The sequence below is a fragment of the Nocardia sp. CC201C genome (assembly GCF_030010695.1).
GTDB classification, from domain to species: domain Bacteria; phylum Actinomycetota; class Actinomycetes; order Mycobacteriales; family Mycobacteriaceae; genus Nocardia; species Nocardia otitidiscaviarum.
Genome location: NZ_JASCXP010000141.1, coordinates 1 through 16,290, shown reverse-complemented (window position 1 = coordinate 16,290; position 16,290 = coordinate 1). Strand labels below are relative to the sequence as shown.

General features: G+C 71.0%; 10 protein-coding genes. 2 read left to right on the top strand and 8 right to left on the bottom strand.

Annotated elements, in window-relative coordinates; translation table 11 throughout:
* Positions 1 to 3: 3 nt before the first annotated feature.
* From QK444_RS16715 to QK444_RS16680, 8 genes are all read right to left on the bottom strand, one after another.
* Positions 4 to 243 (bottom strand): phosphopantetheine-binding protein, encoded by a 240-nt coding sequence (locus QK444_RS16715; RefSeq protein ID WP_282781345.1) that lies wholly within the window; start codon positions 241 to 243, stop codon positions 4 to 6.
* Positions 244 to 249: 6 nt separating this feature from the next.
* Positions 250 to 1,086, bottom strand: a complete 837-nt coding sequence (locus QK444_RS16710; protein WP_282781343.1) for a siderophore-interacting protein — start codon at positions 1,084 to 1,086, stop codon at positions 250 to 252.
* 5 nt (positions 1,087 to 1,091) lie between these two features.
* Complete coding sequence (gene entS, locus QK444_RS16705; RefSeq protein ID WP_282781341.1) at positions 1,092 to 2,315, bottom strand: enterobactin transporter EntS; 1,224 nt, start codon at positions 2,313 to 2,315, stop codon at positions 1,092 to 1,094.
* Entirely contained in the window at positions 2,312 to 3,310 is a 999-nt protein-coding gene (locus QK444_RS16700) for an ABC transporter substrate-binding protein (protein WP_282781339.1), read from the bottom strand. The genes entS and QK444_RS16700 overlap by 4 nt, the downstream gene beginning before the upstream one ends.
* 38 nt (positions 3,311 to 3,348) lie before the next feature.
* The gene (locus QK444_RS16695) at positions 3,349 to 11,529 is read right to left on the bottom strand and encodes a non-ribosomal peptide synthetase (protein WP_282781337.1); all 8,181 of its coding nucleotides are present in this window, start codon (positions 11,527 to 11,529) and stop codon (positions 3,349 to 3,351) included.
* A 123-nt stretch (positions 11,530 to 11,652) separates the two neighbouring features.
* A complete protein-coding gene (locus QK444_RS16690) occupies positions 11,653 to 12,492 on the bottom strand; it encodes an ABC transporter ATP-binding protein (RefSeq protein ID WP_282781335.1) in 840 nt (279 codons plus the stop codon).
* Between the two features lie 11 nt (positions 12,493 to 12,503).
* On the bottom strand, positions 12,504 to 13,553 hold the full coding sequence (locus QK444_RS16685) for an iron chelate uptake ABC transporter family permease subunit (RefSeq protein WP_282781333.1): 1,050 nt from the start codon (positions 13,551 to 13,553) through the stop codon (positions 12,504 to 12,506).
* Positions 13,550 to 14,602: an iron chelate uptake ABC transporter family permease subunit gene (locus QK444_RS16680; RefSeq protein ID WP_282781331.1), complete on the bottom strand. Its 1,053-nt coding sequence runs from the start codon at positions 14,600 to 14,602 to the stop codon at positions 13,550 to 13,552. The genes QK444_RS16685 and QK444_RS16680 overlap by 4 nt, the downstream gene beginning before the upstream one ends.
* 342 nt (positions 14,603 to 14,944) lie before the next feature.
* Here QK444_RS16680 and QK444_RS16675 point away from each other — a divergent pair, with 342 nt between their 5' ends.
* Positions 14,945 to 15,583, top strand: a complete 639-nt coding sequence (locus tag QK444_RS16675) for an MspA family porin (RefSeq protein ID WP_029931915.1) — start codon at positions 14,945 to 14,947, stop codon at positions 15,581 to 15,583.
* A gap of 65 nt (positions 15,584 to 15,648) precedes the next feature.
* A partial coding sequence (locus QK444_RS16670) for an MspA family porin (protein ID WP_282781329.1) occupies positions 15,649 to 16,290 on the top strand: 642 nt, incomplete at its 3' end.

The following is a 16,290-nucleotide window of genomic DNA, read 5'->3' as shown; positions in this document are numbered from 1 at the left end:
GCATCAGCCCAGGGCTTCGATCCAGGACCCCAGCACGGGGTCGGAGGCCAGCGTGGGAAAGTCGATGTGCTCGAATCCGGCGGAGCGCCACCTCTCCACCAGCGACATGATGCGCACCGAATCCAGTCCGGCATCGAGCAGATCGGTCTCGTCGGTGAGCTCGGCGGGGTCCACGCCCAGCGCGGCCGCCACATCGGCGATCACGCGCGCGCGCTCGGCCACGATGGTGTTCTCGTTCGTCATGATCCCTCACTCGTCTCGGTCGTAATCGGCCACGCCGCGCTTCCAGTACCCGGCGATCAGGCTGTCCTTCGGTCCCACCCCCAGCTCGGTGCGCACCCAGCGGCGCAGCGGTTTCAGCACGCCGGCCTCCCCGGCGAGCCAGACGTACACCCGATCCCCGGCAGGCACTTCCACACCCCGGACCGCCTTCTCGAAGGCGTCCCCGGTGCCCGGTTCGGCATCGCCACGGTGCACCCACCGCACCTCGAAGCCGAGCGGGGCGTCGATGTCGATCTCCTCGTCCGGACCGCCCACCTCGATGACGGCCCATCCGGCCGCCTCACGCGGCAGCCACTCCAGCCAGCGAGCGATGGCGGGCAGCGCGGTGATATCGCCCGCCAGCAGGAACTTGTCATAGTTCGTCGGCACCACGACGCCGCCGGGCGGCCCGGCGATATGCATGGGGGTGCCCGGTGTGGCGGCCAGGGCCCAGTCCGAGGCCAAACCGCCGGGGTGGATGGCGAAGTCGATATCGAGTTCCCGGTCCGCGGCGCTGAAGCGGCGCACCGTGTACTCCCGCGACACCGGGCGCGGTTGGCCCCATTCCAGGGACAGGCCGTCCTTCCTCGGCAGCCGCAGCACCCCGTCGTCGTCCGGAAAGACAAGGCGCACATGCTCATCCGGCACATAGCTGTGGAAACCGGCCAGCTCCTCGCCGCCGAAGGTGATGCGCACCAGACCGGCTCCCACCGTGACGGTGCGTTTCACCTCCACCGCGCACAATCCGATCGGATAGCCGACCTTGGCTCCGTGCTCGCCGGACAGCACCTCGGTGATGCGTTCGGCATAGGCGGCACGATCCATGGGCGCTACTCCTTTCCCAACAGGGGCGCGGCGGCCAGGGCCGTGACCGCGCCGAGTACCAGTACGGACAGCCCGTAGACCACGAGAGCGGTTCCGGGCGCGAAGAATTGGCCAACCAACCCGGCCACCATGGAGCCGACGGCGGTGCCGGTGACGGCCTGCACCATGAGCAGGCCGGACACCCGGCCGCGCAACTCCTCGGGGGCCTGCTGCTGGAGCACGGTGTAGCGCAGCACCATGTTCACCGCGCGGGCCAGGCCGAATCCGGCGAGACCGAGGAAGACCACGGCGGCGTGCGGCGCCAGTCCGGCCACGATGACGCCGAGCGGCATGAGTGCCAGCGAGATCAGCAGGGCACGGCCGGGCCGGGCGCTGCGCCCGATCCAGCCGCTGGTGAGCGAGCCCAGCACCGCGCCCGCACCGGGGGCGGCGTAGAGCAGGCCGAGCGTGGTCGTGCCCGCGTCGAGATCGTGTTCGGCCAGGGCGGGCAGCAGCACCAGCGGGCCGCTCACCAGCATGGCGATCAGCCCGGTCAGCAGTGCGGCGCGAATCGCGCGGTGCCGCATCGCGAACCGAATGCCGATGGCCAGCTCCCGCAGCGGGTGCTGGATCTCGCGGGCCGGGGGCGGCTGCGGTCCGATGGCGCGGATCAGGCCGACCGTGGCCACGGTCGCACCGGCCGCAAGGAAGAACGCCAGCCCCACACCGGTTTTCGCGATCAGTAGACCGGCCACGGCGGGGGTGACCATGGTGCCCAGATCGGAGGTCAGCGCGGTGAGGGCACCGGCGGCGGCCACCTTCTCCCGGCCGACCAGCATGGGGACCAGCGCCATCAGCGCCGAGCCGCTGACGCCACCGGCCAGACCGTCCACCACGCCCGCGGCGTAGATGACGGCCAGGAACGGTTCCGGCAGTAGGGCGTTCAGGCCGAGCGCGAGGAACCCGAGTCCCGCCGCGGTGCGCGACCACTGAATGACGTCGCGGCGGTCGTAGCGGTCGGCGATCACCCCGCCCGCCAGACTTCCGGCGAACAGGGCGACCGCGGTGACCGTGGTGACGCCGGCGACCTGCAGCGAGGAGCCGGTCAGCTGGTAGACCTGCACGGGCAGGGCCACCATGAGCAGCCCGATCCCCAGCACCGATACCAGCCGGGCCGCGAAGGCGCAGCGGAACTCCCGGCTGGCGCGCAGGGGCGAGGTATCGATGAGCAGGCCGCCGACGACTGTCACCGGAAGCGCTCCGCGAGCAGGTCGAGGGTGGCCATCACATTGCGGTAGTCGGGGCGCTGGCTGGTGGCGGGCAGATCGTAGACCTGGCCGGACCGGAAGGCCGGGAGGGTGCCCAGCATCGGATCCTGCTTCAGTTCGTCGATGCTGCGGCCGCCGTCGAGCCGCACGACGAACAGCACGGGAGCGTCGACGACGGTGCTGGTCAGCTCGGGGCTGAACGACACCCAGTCGGCGGCCGCGGGTCGGGTCGGGTTGCCCGCCTTGGCCTCCACCTGTTCGTCCATGATGAAGCCGACCTCGGTCAGCAGCGCAGCCAGCGGACCACTGGGTGCGATGACCGAGGGCTTGAGATCCTTGCGCGACTGGAAGACCGACACCGCTCCCTGCGGAACCTTGATGCTGGACTTCACCTCGGCGACCTTGTCGTTGTACGAGCTGATCAGCCCCTCGACCTCGGCCGACCGGTTCACCGCGTCGGCGACCGACTTCAGCTGGTCCTGCCAGTTGGTGAGATCCGAGGGCACCAGCACGGTCGGGGCGATGGCGGTGAGCTTGTCGTAGGCGTCGATGGACTGCTGGCCCGGGTAGCCCTGGCCGCCGCCGATGATCAGATCCGGCTGCTGGGAGGCGATGAACTCCAGGTTGATGTCGTCGCCGGAGGGCAGCACCTCGGTGCCCTGCGCCTTGGCGTCGTCCGCCCAGGCGGCCGGGAACTCACCGGGCTTCAGGGTCACGCCGAGTACGCGCGGGTCGGCGGCCTTGACCTTGGCGCCCAGATCGTAGAGGTATCCGGCGAGCGATCCGTTGACCACGACGATGCGCTGCGGATCGGCGGGCACGCTCACCGCACCGCGATCGGTCCGCACCTCGCGGGTGCCGGATGCGCTCGCATCGTCGGAGGCGGAACTGCTACAGCCCGCCACCACCGCGATCAGCGAGAGCAGGAACAGGGCGACGGCGGCGCGGAGGCGGGCCGTCATTCGGTACAGCGACATGGATGGTGTGTTCTTTCTTTTCTTCTTCTGGGGGAGGGTCATGCGCGGATCGCCGGGTCGGCGTCCAGCAGCGCCGCGACCTCGGTCCAGCCGGTCGGGGACACGATGTCGACATGCGAGTAGGGCAGGCGGCGCACCACCAGCCGCGCGCCGTCGGCCAGCCAGCCGGACAGCTGAGCCTCGGCTCGACCCGGCTGGGTGCCGGTGTCGGCGGCGTAGAGGGCCATGGAGCCGTGGTAGCGCGGCGGCGTGGAACGGGTGACCATACCCAGCAGCGCGGTCGCGGCGGTGCGCACGGCGGCGGCGAGTTCCGGTGCGTCCGAAGGGAGTTCGGGCAGCAGCCGGTCCAGCTCGGCAGGGGTGGTGAGCGCCCGCGCGGCCTGCTCGGCGAGGGTGGCCAGCGGATGCGAATCCACCAGGCCCATATAGGCGAGCGACTCCCCCTCGGCCTCGAGGGCAGCCGCCATGGCGTGCACGATATTGCCGCCCAGCGAATAGCCGAGCAGGCGGTACGGTCCGTGCGGCTGGATGCGGCGGACCGTGGCCAGGTAGTGGCGGGCCAGTTCTTCGAGGGTGTCCGCGTGGAAGTCCCGGTCGCGCAGGGTGGGCAGTTGCAGGCCGATGATCGGCCGGTCCGCCCGCAGCAGCCGGGCCAGCGGCCCGAACTGCCAGGCGGTGCCGCCGACCGGATGCACGCAGAACAGCGGCGCGGCCGAACCCCCGGACCGCAGTTCCAGCACGTGGTCCAGGCGGCCGCCGAACAGCGCGAGACCGTCGGCATGGGCGGCGGCGCTGATCGCCGCACGGTCGCTGCCCACAGTTCCTTCCGGCTCGGCACCACCATCGATGCGCCCGGCTCCATCGGTACCGGGTGTTCCGTTGGTACCGGGTGTTCCGACGGTGCCCGGTGCTCCATCGACAACCCCTGGCCCTTCGGTGCCCCCAGCGCTGATTCCGCGCGCGCTCCCGTCGCTACCGCCCGTCATATATGCATCCGCCAGGCCGCCGGGGCCCGCGGTTCCATTGCCGACCACGCCACGATTCGTGCCCGCTGGGACCGGGGCGGGGTGGGAGACCACGGCGACCGGGACAGGCGGGGTGGCGCGGTCCGAATGGTCCGCGAGACCGCCCGCGGCAGCGGGGCCGAGCACCGCGCCGCGCGCGCCGATGCGCAGGGCGAGGGCACGTGCGGTCGGGGCGGCGAAGATGTCGTCCAAGACGGTGTCCATGCCGGTGCGTCGCAGCCTGCCGGTCAGGCGGACGGCGGTGAGCGAATGACCGCCCGCGGCGAAGAAGTCGTCGTCCACGCCGATATCGGGCGCGGACAGCACCGCCGCCATGGCGGCGCGGATATCGCCGAGCAGCGCTGCCTCCGTGTGCGAATCGGTTGCCTGCGCGACGGCAGCGGCCACCACCGACGCGAGCCCGCCCGCAGGTGGGCACTCCGGCTCCCCGGGGAGCTGGGAGGACGCGGCCGTGTTTCCGCCCGCCGCCGCGGATCGGGCTGTGGCCGAACGACTGCTCGGCACCGTGTGCGGGTCTGCGGGCATCGTTGCGCGGCCGGTGCCGCACGTCGCTGCCTCCGCCGCCGGGCCGGAGTTCTCCACCACGCCGGTACCCGCTGTCGGCGCGGATTCCGAGACCGAGCCGGGGTCGCGCGGCACGGCGGCATCCGCTGTCCGCGCGAGACCCGCCGTGCCCGACAGATCGTTTCGTCCCGGAGACTCATGCTCCGCTGCGCCGACGCCGTTCCGAGCGCGGTCCGCACTCTCGCCCGGCGTTTCGTGGGCTGGTGTCCGGCCGCCGGGGACTCCCGGAGCGGTCGAGTCGGCAAGGTCGGCGTCGTAGCTCGGGACCGGCAGGGCCCTGCGGTCGATCTTCTCGCTGGCGGTGCGGGGGATCCGGTCGAGGGCCACGTAGCCGGCGGGGATCATGTACGCGGGGAGGGTGGTTCGCAGTTCGGTGCGGATCGTGTCGGGGTCGAGATCGGCACCGGCGCGCGGGATGAGGTAGGCCACCAGGCGCTGGTCGCCGGGGGTGTCCTCGCGCAGCAGGACCGCCGCCTGCGCCACGCCGGTGCAGGTCGACAGGGCCGCTTCGATATCGCCGAGTTCGATGCGCTGGCCGCGCAGTTTCACCTGGCTGTCGCCGCGGCCGAGGTAGTCGAGTTCGCCGTTCGGGTTCCACTTCACCAGGTCACCGGTGCGGTACATGCGGGCACCGGGGGCGTAGGGGTCGGCGACGAAGGCGGCGGCGGTCAGGTCGGGGCGGGACAGGTAGCCGCGGGCCAGCTGGGCACCGGTCAGGTAGAGCTCGCCGATGGTTCCGGCCGGGACGGGGAGCAGCCGCTCGTCCAAGACGCGGGCCCCGGATCCCTTGGCGGGCTTGCCGATCGGCACCGATGCGGTATCGGCGTCGGTGGCCTCGTGGTAGGTGATGCACACCGCGGCCTCGGTCGGGCCGTACAGGTTGTGCACCCGTGCGCCGGTCAGTTCCCGTACCCGCCGCGCGGTAGCCGGGGGCAGCGCCTCCCCGCCGGTGATGACGCAGCGCAGATCGGCGCACCCGGCCAGATCGGTCTCCTCGGCGAGCACGGTCAGCATGGAGGTCGTCATCTGCACGACGCTGACCTGCTCGGCGCGCATGAGTTCGGCCTGGTAGTAGGGGTCGCGGTGGCCGTCCGGGCGGGTGAGCACGATCCGCGCGCCGACCAGCAGCGGCAGATACAGCTCCAACAGCGAGGCGTCGAAAATGGGCGGGGTGCGGTACAGCACGGTATCGCCGGGGCCGAAACGCTGCTGCTCCCACAGCCATTCGAAGGTGTTCACAATGGACTCGTGGCTGACTGCCACTCCCTTGGGCACGCCGGTGGAGCCGGAGGTGAACAGCAGGTAGGCGGTATGGGCGGGCCGCAGCGGTGCGATGCGATCGGCATCGCCCAGTTCGGTGTCCGCGAATCCGGCGGTGTCGATATCGTCCAGAGATTCCAGAACCAGCGCCGGAGCGGCGGTGTCGAGTATGCGTTCGCGGCGCTGGGCGGGCTGGTCGGGGTCGACCGGCAGGTAGACGCCGCCGGAGCGCGCGATGGCGTGGGCGGCGACGACCGCGTCGATGGTGCGCGGCATGGTCGACGCCACCACGGTCTCGGGGCCGATACCGCGCGCGATCAGCCAGCGCGCCAGACGATTCGCGCGGGCGTGGAACTCGCCGTGGTCGATCGTGGTGTCCGCGAGCGTCACGGCCGGTGCCGTCGGTGCGACGACGGTCCCCCAGTCCGCGAGCGTGCTGCCCCGCGTTTCCCGCAGAGCCGTCGCGGCGGCCAGCGCCGCCACCGTGGCGGTGGGATCGGTGACCAGAGCGGACAGTACGGCACCGAGGTGCTGGGCCAGGCGTGCCGCCGTCGTATCCGCGACCGCCGCCGGGTCGTGGTGCAGCATCAGACGGAACCGCTCGCCGGGGCGTGCGGTGACCGTGATCGGGAAGTGGGTGAGGCTGTGCACCGCTACGTCCGCGACCCGCACCTCATGGGTGTCGGGTTGGCGCAGGCCCGATTTCGGGAAGTTCTCGAAGACGACGAGGGTGTCGAAGAGTCGTCCGAGCCCGGCAGCGCGTTCGACGGTGGCCAGGCCGAGATAGCCGTGGGCCTGTATGTCGAAGCACGACCGCTGGATCTCACCGAGCTGCGCGGCGAGCGGCCGGTCCGAGTCCAGCCGCACGCGTACCGGCACCGTATTGCTGAACAGCCCAACGGTTCTCTCGACCTCCGGCAGTTCGGCCGGGCGGCCGGAGATGACGGTCCCGAAGACCACATCGGTGCGGCCGACGTACTCGGCGAGCACCATCGCCCATGCGCCCTGTACGAGCGTGCTCATGGTGAGGCCGTGCCGGCGGCCCAACGCTTCCAGGTCGGTGCCCAGGGTCGCGGGTAGGTCGACGTCGCGGCCGACGGCGGGCAAGCGTCGCCCCGCGGGGACACCCACCAGCGTGGGTGCGGGCAACCCGGCCAGGTAGTCGCTCCACCGTTCGACCGCCGTCGCGTTGTCGCGGCCGCCGAGCCAGGCCAGATAGTCACCGTAATACGGTGGGGCGGGCAGATGTCGGTCGTCGCCGTGGTACAGCGCGAGCGTTTCGCGCAGCATGATCGGCACCGACCAGCCGTCGGCGAGCAGATGGTGGGCGATGAGCACCAGTCGGTGCGCGGTATCGGTCAGGCGGATCAGGACGACGCGCAGTAGCGGCGGTTCGGCGATATCGACGGGTTCGGCACCCGCGCGCAACTCCAGTTCGGCGGCGGTCCGCTCGGCGGCCCCGGCCGTGCGGTCGCGCAGGTCCACCACCCGGACGTCGGCCCGCGGCACGGCCGGAACCACCTGGACCGGCTGATCGAAGTCCTCGTAGCGGAAGGCCGCACCCAGATTCGGGTGCCGGGCCAGCATGCGCTGGAAGGCCGTCGCCAGCCGGTCCGGGGCGACCGGACCCTCCAGGTCGAATCGCGCCGTCATGGTGTAGACGTCGGCGTCTCCGTCGCGCAGTGCGTGGAAGAGCAGGCCCTCCTGCAAGGGGGACAGCGGCAGTACGTCGGCGATCTCGCCGTAGCGGGCGGTCAGCTCGTCCAGGCTCGTCCGCGGCAGCGTCAGCCCCCGCGCGGGTCGGCCGGGGAGCGCGGCCTCCCCGACAACCGTTGCGCCGGCGGCGAGTTCGCTCAGCGCCCGGCGGGACAGCAGCTCCTGCGGTGACAGCACGAGCCCGCGCTCACGCAGGCGGCTGCTGACGCTGATGGCGGTGATGCTGTCCCCGCCGACACCGAAGAAGTCCTCGTCCACACTGACGGTGTCGTGACCGAGCGCGGACCCGACCACCTCGCACACCGCGATCTCCGCCGGGGTGGATGGCGGACGGCCGCCGGTGTCGGACGGCGGTTCGGGCAACGCCGCACGGTCGATCTTCCCGTTCACGGTGTGCGGCAGCGCGTCCACCACGACCAGCCGCGACGGCACCATGTGGTCGGGCACCACATCCGCCAGCCGCGAACGCAGTTCGACCGCGTTCGGCGCGGCCCCGGCCGCGACCACGTAGCCGACGAGCGTGGGTCGTCCGGAGATCTCACGAATGTCGGCGGCCGCCGCCCGCACCTCGGGCAGCGCCCCGAGCGCGGCCTCGACCTCCCCCAGTTCCACGCGGTGACCGCGGATCTTGACCTGATTGTCGACGCGGCCGACGTACTCGTAACCACGACCGGGCACCCAGCGCGCCCGGTCGCCGGTGCGGTACATGCGCGCGCCCGGCGGTCCGTAGGGGTCGGCGACGAAGCGGTCCGCCGTCACGTCCGCACGGCCGAGATAGCCGCGCGCGAGCTGCGGTCCGGCCAGATACAACTCGCCCACCCGATGGTCGGCGACCGCCTGGAGGGCATTGTCCAGCAGATGGATTCGCGCTCCCCGAACCGGCGCACCGATAGCCGGAAGCGCGCCGTCCACCGGTGCGCTGAGCGCGTCGACGGTGGCCTCGGTCGGCCCGTACAGATTGACCGCCGTGATCCCCGCGCGCTGCACGGCCCGCCACAGCTCCGGCGGGCACGCCTCCCCGCCGAGCGCCAGCAGTCGCGGCCCGATATCGGCCAACCCGTGCTCCAACAGCGCCGCCGCGAAGGTGGGCGTTCCGTCCACGACGTCGATCCCGTCCCGCGCGAAGGCCGCGACCAGTGCGCCGGGATCACGCCGAATCTCACTGTCGTACAGGTGGATACGGTGGCCGTCGAGCAGCCACAGCAACGGATCGAGCGCGGCGTCGAAGGCGAACGACGTCGTATGCGCCACGGCCAGCGGCCGTCCCGCGCGCTCGGCCGTCTCGGCGTACATCCCGGCCCGATGCGCGGCCAGCAGCGCCGCCAACGCCCCATGCTCCACCAGCACGCCCTTGGGCCGCCCGGTCGACCCGGACGTGTAGATCAGGTACGCGCCGTGTCCCGCGTCCGGACCGCCGCTGGGCGACGACGGCTTCCGTGCGCCTGCCCCCGCGCCGACGGCGAGAGCCGACACCGTGCCGTCCTCGGCCGGGGCGACGACGCGTGGAGCGGACCCGGGTGCAGATGCGACCGCCGCCAACGCTCGCGAATCCGCGACCGCCGCCGCGGTGGAGCCCGTACCGCGATCAGCACCCGCACCCACGGTCTCGGGTACGGTCGACTCGGTCCCGGAGGAGCGGTCACTGACCATCCAGGTCGACCCGATCCGGGAGGAGGGGTCCCCCGTCTGCCGGGTCAGCGGTTCGGGGCCGACCCCCGCACCGTCCACATCGTCGGTATCGAATGGAGCGCCCGAGCACCGGTCGAGTTCGTCGTGGAATCCCACGGCGTCGATGTCCACATAACGGCTCGGTGTTCGTCCGTGCTCCGGACACCCTGCACCGGACCCGACGGCTTTCGGGTCGCGAGCGTCGTCCTCGGCCGCTAGCCGGGCCGCCAGGTCGCCCGCGCTGAGCACCAATTCGGGGTCGGCGTCGTCGATGACGGCGCGCAGGCGCGGGAGGGGATGTTCGGGGTCCAGGGGCAGGAAGACGCCGCCCGCACGCCACACCGCGAACATGGCCACCACCAGGTTCGGCGTGCGGGGCAGGGCGATGCCGACCACGGATTCCGGGCCCACTCCCCGGCCGCGCAGCCAGCGGGCGAGGCGGTTCACCCGGATGCCGAATTCGGCTGCTGTCCAAGGGTTCTCATGCGGTTGTCCGCTGCCCGCCGCGAGTACGACGGTGTCGGGTCGCTCGGCCACCAGACGCTCCAGGGCGTCCGGCACCAGTTCGGCGCTGTCGGTCGCCGCCGCGCCGGACCGGGCGGCCAGCAGCCGGGCGCGCTCCGCCCGCGCGATGAGTTCCAGCGCCCCGACCGCGGGTTTGCCACCGCCGGTGAAGGCGTCGATCACCCGAACCAAGCCGTCGATGCGCCGCCGCACATCCTCCGGATCATTGGTGCGCGCATCGGGTTCGAAGCCGAGCAGCACCGTGCCGTCGGGCAGCGGGGTGACGGTCAGGCCGAGGTCCTCCGGCGGCCCGCCGGCCACATTGCGCAGGACGCCGCGCGCACCGTCGAAGTCCAGTGCGAAGTCGAAGACCTTGAGGTTGATGCCGACGCCGTGCAGCAGCTCGCCCGCACCGTAACCGTGGAAGTCGCGGGCCAGATCGTCGCCGCTGTAGCGCTGGTGCGCCCGCACCGCACGCAACGCCTCGGCCACGCGCGGCCCGAGATCGCTCAGGCGGTCGTCGGCGCGCACGGGCAGGCGCAGCGGCAGCACGTTCACGGCCATAGCCGGGGTCGTCAGGGCGGCCCGGCCGACTCGGCCCATGAGCAGCATGGAGATCACCACATCGGAGGTGCCGAGCTGCCGGTTCAGGAAGGCCGCGTAGCTCGCCACCAGTACATCCGCCCAGGTGATGCCGTAGTTCTCCGCGCATTCACGCAGCCGGGCCAGCGTTTCGGCCGACAGCACGGCCTCGGCGCGCAGGGTGCGCTCCACCGCTCCGCCCACGTGACGACCGCGGCCGTCGAGATCGGGCCACGGGGTGAGCTGATCGCGCCAGAACCGGCGGTCGAGTTCGAATTGCGCACCGGCGCGGTACTCCCGCTCCTCCGCCACCAGCGCGGCGATGGTGCCGAAAGTGGGCTTGGGCGCGGGCTTTCCGCGCCGCAGCGCGGTGTAGTGCGCGGCCACCCGACGCGAGAGCAGGGCCGCGCTGTAACCGTCCACGATGAGGTGGTGGTAAAGCTGCACGCACCACACCTGGCAGTCGGTGACCCGGATGAGCGTGTAGTTGTACAGCTGCCGGTCCACCATGGCGCGGCAGTCCTCGGCGGCGCGCTGCCGTTCGAGGGCCACCGCCTCGTGGGCCAGCGCCACGGGTTCGGCGGCGGCGCGCAGGTCGATGGTCGGCCGCAGCACGGCCTCGGCATCGGTGACGAACTGCCGTGGCCCCTCGGCGGTTTCCCGGAAGCGCAACCGCATGTTCTCGGCCTCGGCCACGGTGCGACGGATGGCCTCGGCGAGCAGTTCGACATCGACGGGAGCGTCGCCGGTGATCTCCAGCACCTCGCCGACCAGGTAGCGGTCCGAGTCGGGATCGAAGCGCTGAGCGTTCCAGATGCCCAGCTGCGGTCCGGTCAGCGGCAGTCCGAGAGAGGTTCTCGCATCGTTCCGCTCCACCGACACCACGGCAACTCCCTTCATCAGCAACAACATTCGGCCCGCACCACCCCTGCGGACGTCCCACCAAAAGACAACTGAAGTAGGTTAGACTAACTTAAGTTGGAGTGGGGAAGCTTCGTCTCGACGCACCCCGACCGGCGGTCGTCAACCGATTCGGGCCGCGTCGCGCGCCAGTGGAACGACCAGCGGCGCACCGGTTTCCGGATCGTCGATCACCCGGCAGCCGAGCGAGAAGACCTCCCGCACCAGCTCCGCCGTGACGATCTCACCGGGCGGTCCGGCGGCGACCACGCGCCCGTCCCGCATGGCGATGAGGTGATCGGCGTAGCGGAAGGCGTGGTTCAGGTCGTGCAGCACCGCCACCACAGTGCGACCGGATTCCCGATTCAGCGCCCGGCACAGATCCAGCAGGTGAATCTGGTGGGCGATATCCAGGTAGGTGGTGGGTTCGTCCAGCAGGATCACCGGCGTGTCCTGCGCCAGCACCATGGCGATCCACACCCGCTGCCGCTGCCCGCCGGACAGTTCGTCCACCGGGCGCGCGGACAGTTCGGTCACGCCGGTGGCGGCCATGGCGGCGGCGACGGCCTCGGCGTCGGCTCGCGACCACTGCCGCAGCAGCGACTGATGCGGATAGCGGCCACGTGCCACCAGATCCGCCACTCGGATGCCGTCGGGCGCGGTGGAGGTCTGCGGCAGCAGGCCGATGCGCCGCGCCACCTCTTTGGCCGGATACGACGCGATCGCCTTGCCGTCCAACAGCACCGCGCCGTCCTCGGGCTTCAGCAGCCGGGCCAGCGCCCGCAGCAGCGTGGACTTACCGCAGGCGTTGGGGCCGATGATGACGGTGAACGTCCCATCCGGAATATCCACCGAGAGCCCGTCACTGATCACGCGGCCGCCGTAGCCGAGCCGAACCCGGTCCGCGCGCAGCCGCGCCGCGGCGGCGGCTGATTCCCCAGCGGTATCGGCGGTTTCGTTCATCGTCGCTTCCTCTAGTTCCGTCGCGCCTCGGCCACCAGCAGATAGGCCAGGTACAGTCCGCCGATCGAGACGGTGACGACGCCGACCGGAAGCGTGGTGGGGGCGAAGGCACGCTGGGCGATCCAGTCGCAGGCGACCAGCAGCAGCGCACCCATGGCGGCGGCCGGGGCGAGCGCGGTGGACGGGGTGCGCGCCAGGCGGCGACCCAGTTGCGGCGCGGCCAGGGCCACGAAGGCGATCGGTCCGGCGACGGCGGTGGCGGTCGCGGTGAGCGCCACGCTCAGCACGATCAGCAGCATGCGGGCCCGGCCCACTCGAATCCCGAAGGCGTGGGCCAGATCATCGCCCAGTTCCAGCGTGCGCAGCCGGGGCTCGGCCGGAAACACGGCGACGGTCAGGACTGCCAGGATGGCCAGTGCCGGACCGACCTGGGGCCAGGACAGGCCGTTCAGGGAACCCGCGCCCCAGGCGGCGGCCGACATGGCCGCGTGCAGATCGGCCCGCAGGATCAGCCAGGTGTTGACCGAGGCCAGCATGGCGCTCACGCCGATGCCCACGATGATCAGCCGGAAGCCGCTGACATGATGGCGGAAGGCCAGCAGTTGAATGGCCAGCGCCGCACCGAGACCGCCGAGCAACGCACCGGCCGCGGTCTGGAAGCTGCCGCCGCCCAGGGTGAGCATGACGATCAGCGCACCGGTGTAGGCCCCGGTGTTGAATCCCACGATATCCGGACTGCCCAGCGGATTCCGGGTCACCGATTGCAGGATCGCGCCGCTCACGCCCAAGGCCGCGCCGAGCGCCAGCGCGAGCAGCACCCGTGGGAATCGCCACTCCCACACCACGAGTCGGTCGAAGCGGTTGTCACCGACGAACAGGGCGCGCACCACCCGATCCGGTGGAATGGCGTAATCGCCCGTGCCCAGGGCCAGTACGGCCACACCCAGCGCCACGGCCAGCAGCACCGCGCACACCACGACGGTGCGCAGCCCCATCCGGACGCTGCGGCCGCGGGCGCGCACCACCAGGGTGGTGCGGCCGAAGTCGATCGCCGTGCTCATGCCGCACCCGCCCGGGCGCGACGGGCCAGCCAGATGAGCACCGGTGCGCCGAGGAAGGCGGTCACCAGACCCGCCGGGACCTCGTCACCGGGAATGAGGATGCGGCCCAGTACATCCGCGCCCAGCACCAGGGTCGGCGCGAGCAGCAGCGAGTAGGCGATGATCCATCGCTGGTCGGGGCCCACGATCCAGCGCGCGATGTGCGGGACCGCCAGGCCGATGAAGGTGATGGGACCGACGGCGGCTGTCGCGGTGCCGCACAGCAGGGTCAGGGCCGCGGCGGTGAGCAGCCGGGTGCGGGTGACGCGCACGCCCAGTGAATGGGCCAGATCGTCGCCGAGGGCGACGGCATTGAGCGACCGGGCGGCGGTGACGGCGGCCACCAGTCCGACGGCGATGAAGGGCGCGGCACCGGCGATGATGTCGTAGCCTCGCCCGGTCAGCGATCCGGAATCCCACTGGCGCATCTCGTCGAAAGCCTTGGCGTTCAGCAGGATCAGTCCCTTGGTCAGGCCGGTCAGCACCGCGGTGACCGCCACGCCCGCCAGGGTCAGGCGCACCGGATCCGCCCCCTGCCTGCCCGCGGTGCCCAGGCGGTACACCACCAGCGCGATGAGCGCGGCACCGATGAAGCCGAACCACACGTAGGAGGCGAGCTCGGTGACACCGAGGAAGGCGACCGCGACGGTGATCGCGAAGGCGGCCCCGGCATTGATGCCCAGCAGCCCCGGATCGGCGAGCGGATTGCGGGTGAGTCCCTGCATCAGGCAGCCCGCGACGCCGAGCGCGACGCCCGCCAACAGCCCGAGCAGGGTGCGCGGCAGCCGGTACTCGGTGACGATCAGCCGGTCCGGAGAGTCGCCGCCGTGCCACAGGGCTGCCCAGACTTCGCCCACGGCAATGGCTTTCGCTCCGACGAGCAGGCTGAACAGGCAGACGAGCGCTAGCACCGCACCCGCCGCGAGCCAACCCCGCCAGTGCCGGGTGGGCGCGGCGACGATTGCCGGAGCATCGCTGGCCGTGCTGAGGCTTTCTCGCGGTCTGTCCATCGGGGCTTTCTCATCAGCGCGTCAGTGCAGGTCACGCGGCACGTCAACGACTCCGGTCACATCAAGCGAGGTTAGCCTAACCTACAAACCGGGGGATTTGTCCAGCCGCGCCAATGCCGGGGAGCAGCACGGCCAATACCCTCCTTCTTAGCGAACTCATTTGCCCACCAGGCATTTTCGCCACAGCACTGTGATACATCCCATATTTTTACACCGTACGAGCCCTATTCCCGGTCCTGGTGGTGGTAGTCCTTCCCACTGCTAGACGCGAGTCGGTTCCCGGTCGCTGCGAGTTGTCCGAGAACGCGATTCGATTCACCCACCTGATGAGGAAATCCCACGATGCGAAAACTCCTTGCTGCCTCCGCGCTGGCAACCGCCGCCCTCGGGCTGGCCAGCGGTACGGCGACCGCCGACACCTTCGTCCCGCTGCCGGACGGTGAGACGGTCGGACCCGGCGTGACCATCAAGCGGGTCGCGGAGAGCGCCCTGATCTCGCCGTCCATGGCTGCCAACGGCGCCGGACGCGTGGCCTGGGTGAGCGGCACCGTACTCGCCGACGTAACCGAAACCCCGAAGGGCGACCCCAAGCCCTTTGTCGGCGGCAGCGGTGCGCCGGGTACCAACAACTCCTCGACGCACGGCTCCTCGCGCATCAACACCGGCTACATCATCGGCTGCCAGGTCAGCATCGCCGACAACGCCATCTCCGCCGGCGTCTCCGGCGGCATCACCACCACCGGCATGAACGCCGGTGGCTCCATCTCGGTGAAGATCGGCCCCGGCGAGGTCAAGTTCGTCGGCGTCGAGGGCTTCGACATCGTCGAGGCGGGCCAGTACCACGTCAGCTACAAGGATGTGGAACTCCAGATCCAGGGCTGCGCCGGATACGCACAGGCGCGCGCCTACACCGTGGTCGAGATCATCGGCACCAACTACTCGAAGACCACCCTCTACGGGGCTCCGTTCAGCATCGGCTGACACCGGCCGTCTTCGTCGATCCCCCTCGTGCTGAACAGCATTCACGCTCCGAAAGAGACATCATCATGACCATCCTGAAGAAAGCCGCCGCCCGCCTGGCCGGTGTCGCGGCGACCGCCACCGTCGCGCTGGGCCTGTTCTCCCCGGGTGCCGCGCACGCCGACACCTTCATTCCGCTGCCCGGCGGTGAGATCACCCAGACGCTGCCCGACGGCACCGCCGTCACCATCCGGCTGGTGAACGAGTCGGTCAATATCAACCCGTCCATGGGTGCCACTCCGCTGCACCGCAATGTGTGGGCGTCCGGCCGGGCCGAGGTGGAGATCCACGGCGAGCACAAGTACTCGAAGATCTACCCCGGCTACGTGGTCGGCTGCCAGGTCGACATCAGCGGCGGCAACGGCACCGGTGGCGCGAACGCCGCCACCACCTGGGAAGGCAAGGGCAGCGGCGGGGTCAGCACCGGCGGCAACCTGACGCTGGGCCCCGGCCAGGCGTCCACCTTCTGGCTGCTCGACCTCGAGGGTCCGGATGCCTACGGTGAGAAGAGCTACCTGCGCGGCTTCAAGTTCACCGAGCAGCAGGCGTCGGTGAACTGGAAGGACTCCACGCTCGGCCTGTCCGGCTGCGCCGGATACGCCCAGGCCCGCGCCTTCGTCGGCGTCGAGGTGACCACCAAGTTCGGCCGTTCCGAGCTGCGCCTGTGG

Coding starts and splice junctions, on each gene's coding strand:
- QK444_RS16715 (WP_282781345.1), bottom strand. CDS start 243: ATGACGAACGAGAACACCATCGTGGCCGAGCGCGCGCGCGTGATCGCC.
- QK444_RS16710 (WP_282781343.1), bottom strand. CDS start 1,086: ATGGATCGTGCCGCCTATGCCGAACGCATCACCGAGGTGCTGTCCGGC.
- QK444_RS16700 (WP_282781339.1), bottom strand. CDS start 3,310: ATGTCGCTGTACCGAATGACGGCCCGCCTCCGCGCCGCCGTCGCCCTG.
- QK444_RS16695 (WP_282781337.1), bottom strand. CDS start 11,529: ATGAAGGGAGTTGCCGTGGTGTCGGTGGAGCGGAACGATGCGAGAACC.
- QK444_RS16690 (WP_282781335.1), bottom strand. CDS start 12,492: ATGAACGAAACCGCCGATACCGCTGGGGAATCAGCCGCCGCCGCGGCG.
- QK444_RS16685 (WP_282781333.1), bottom strand. CDS start 13,553: ATGAGCACGGCGATCGACTTCGGCCGCACCACCCTGGTGGTGCGCGCC.
- QK444_RS16680 (WP_282781331.1), bottom strand. CDS start 14,602: ATGGACAGACCGCGAGAAAGCCTCAGCACGGCCAGCGATGCTCCGGCA.
- QK444_RS16675 (WP_029931915.1), top strand. CDS start 14,945: ATGCGAAAACTCCTTGCTGCCTCCGCGCTGGCAACCGCCGCCCTCGGG.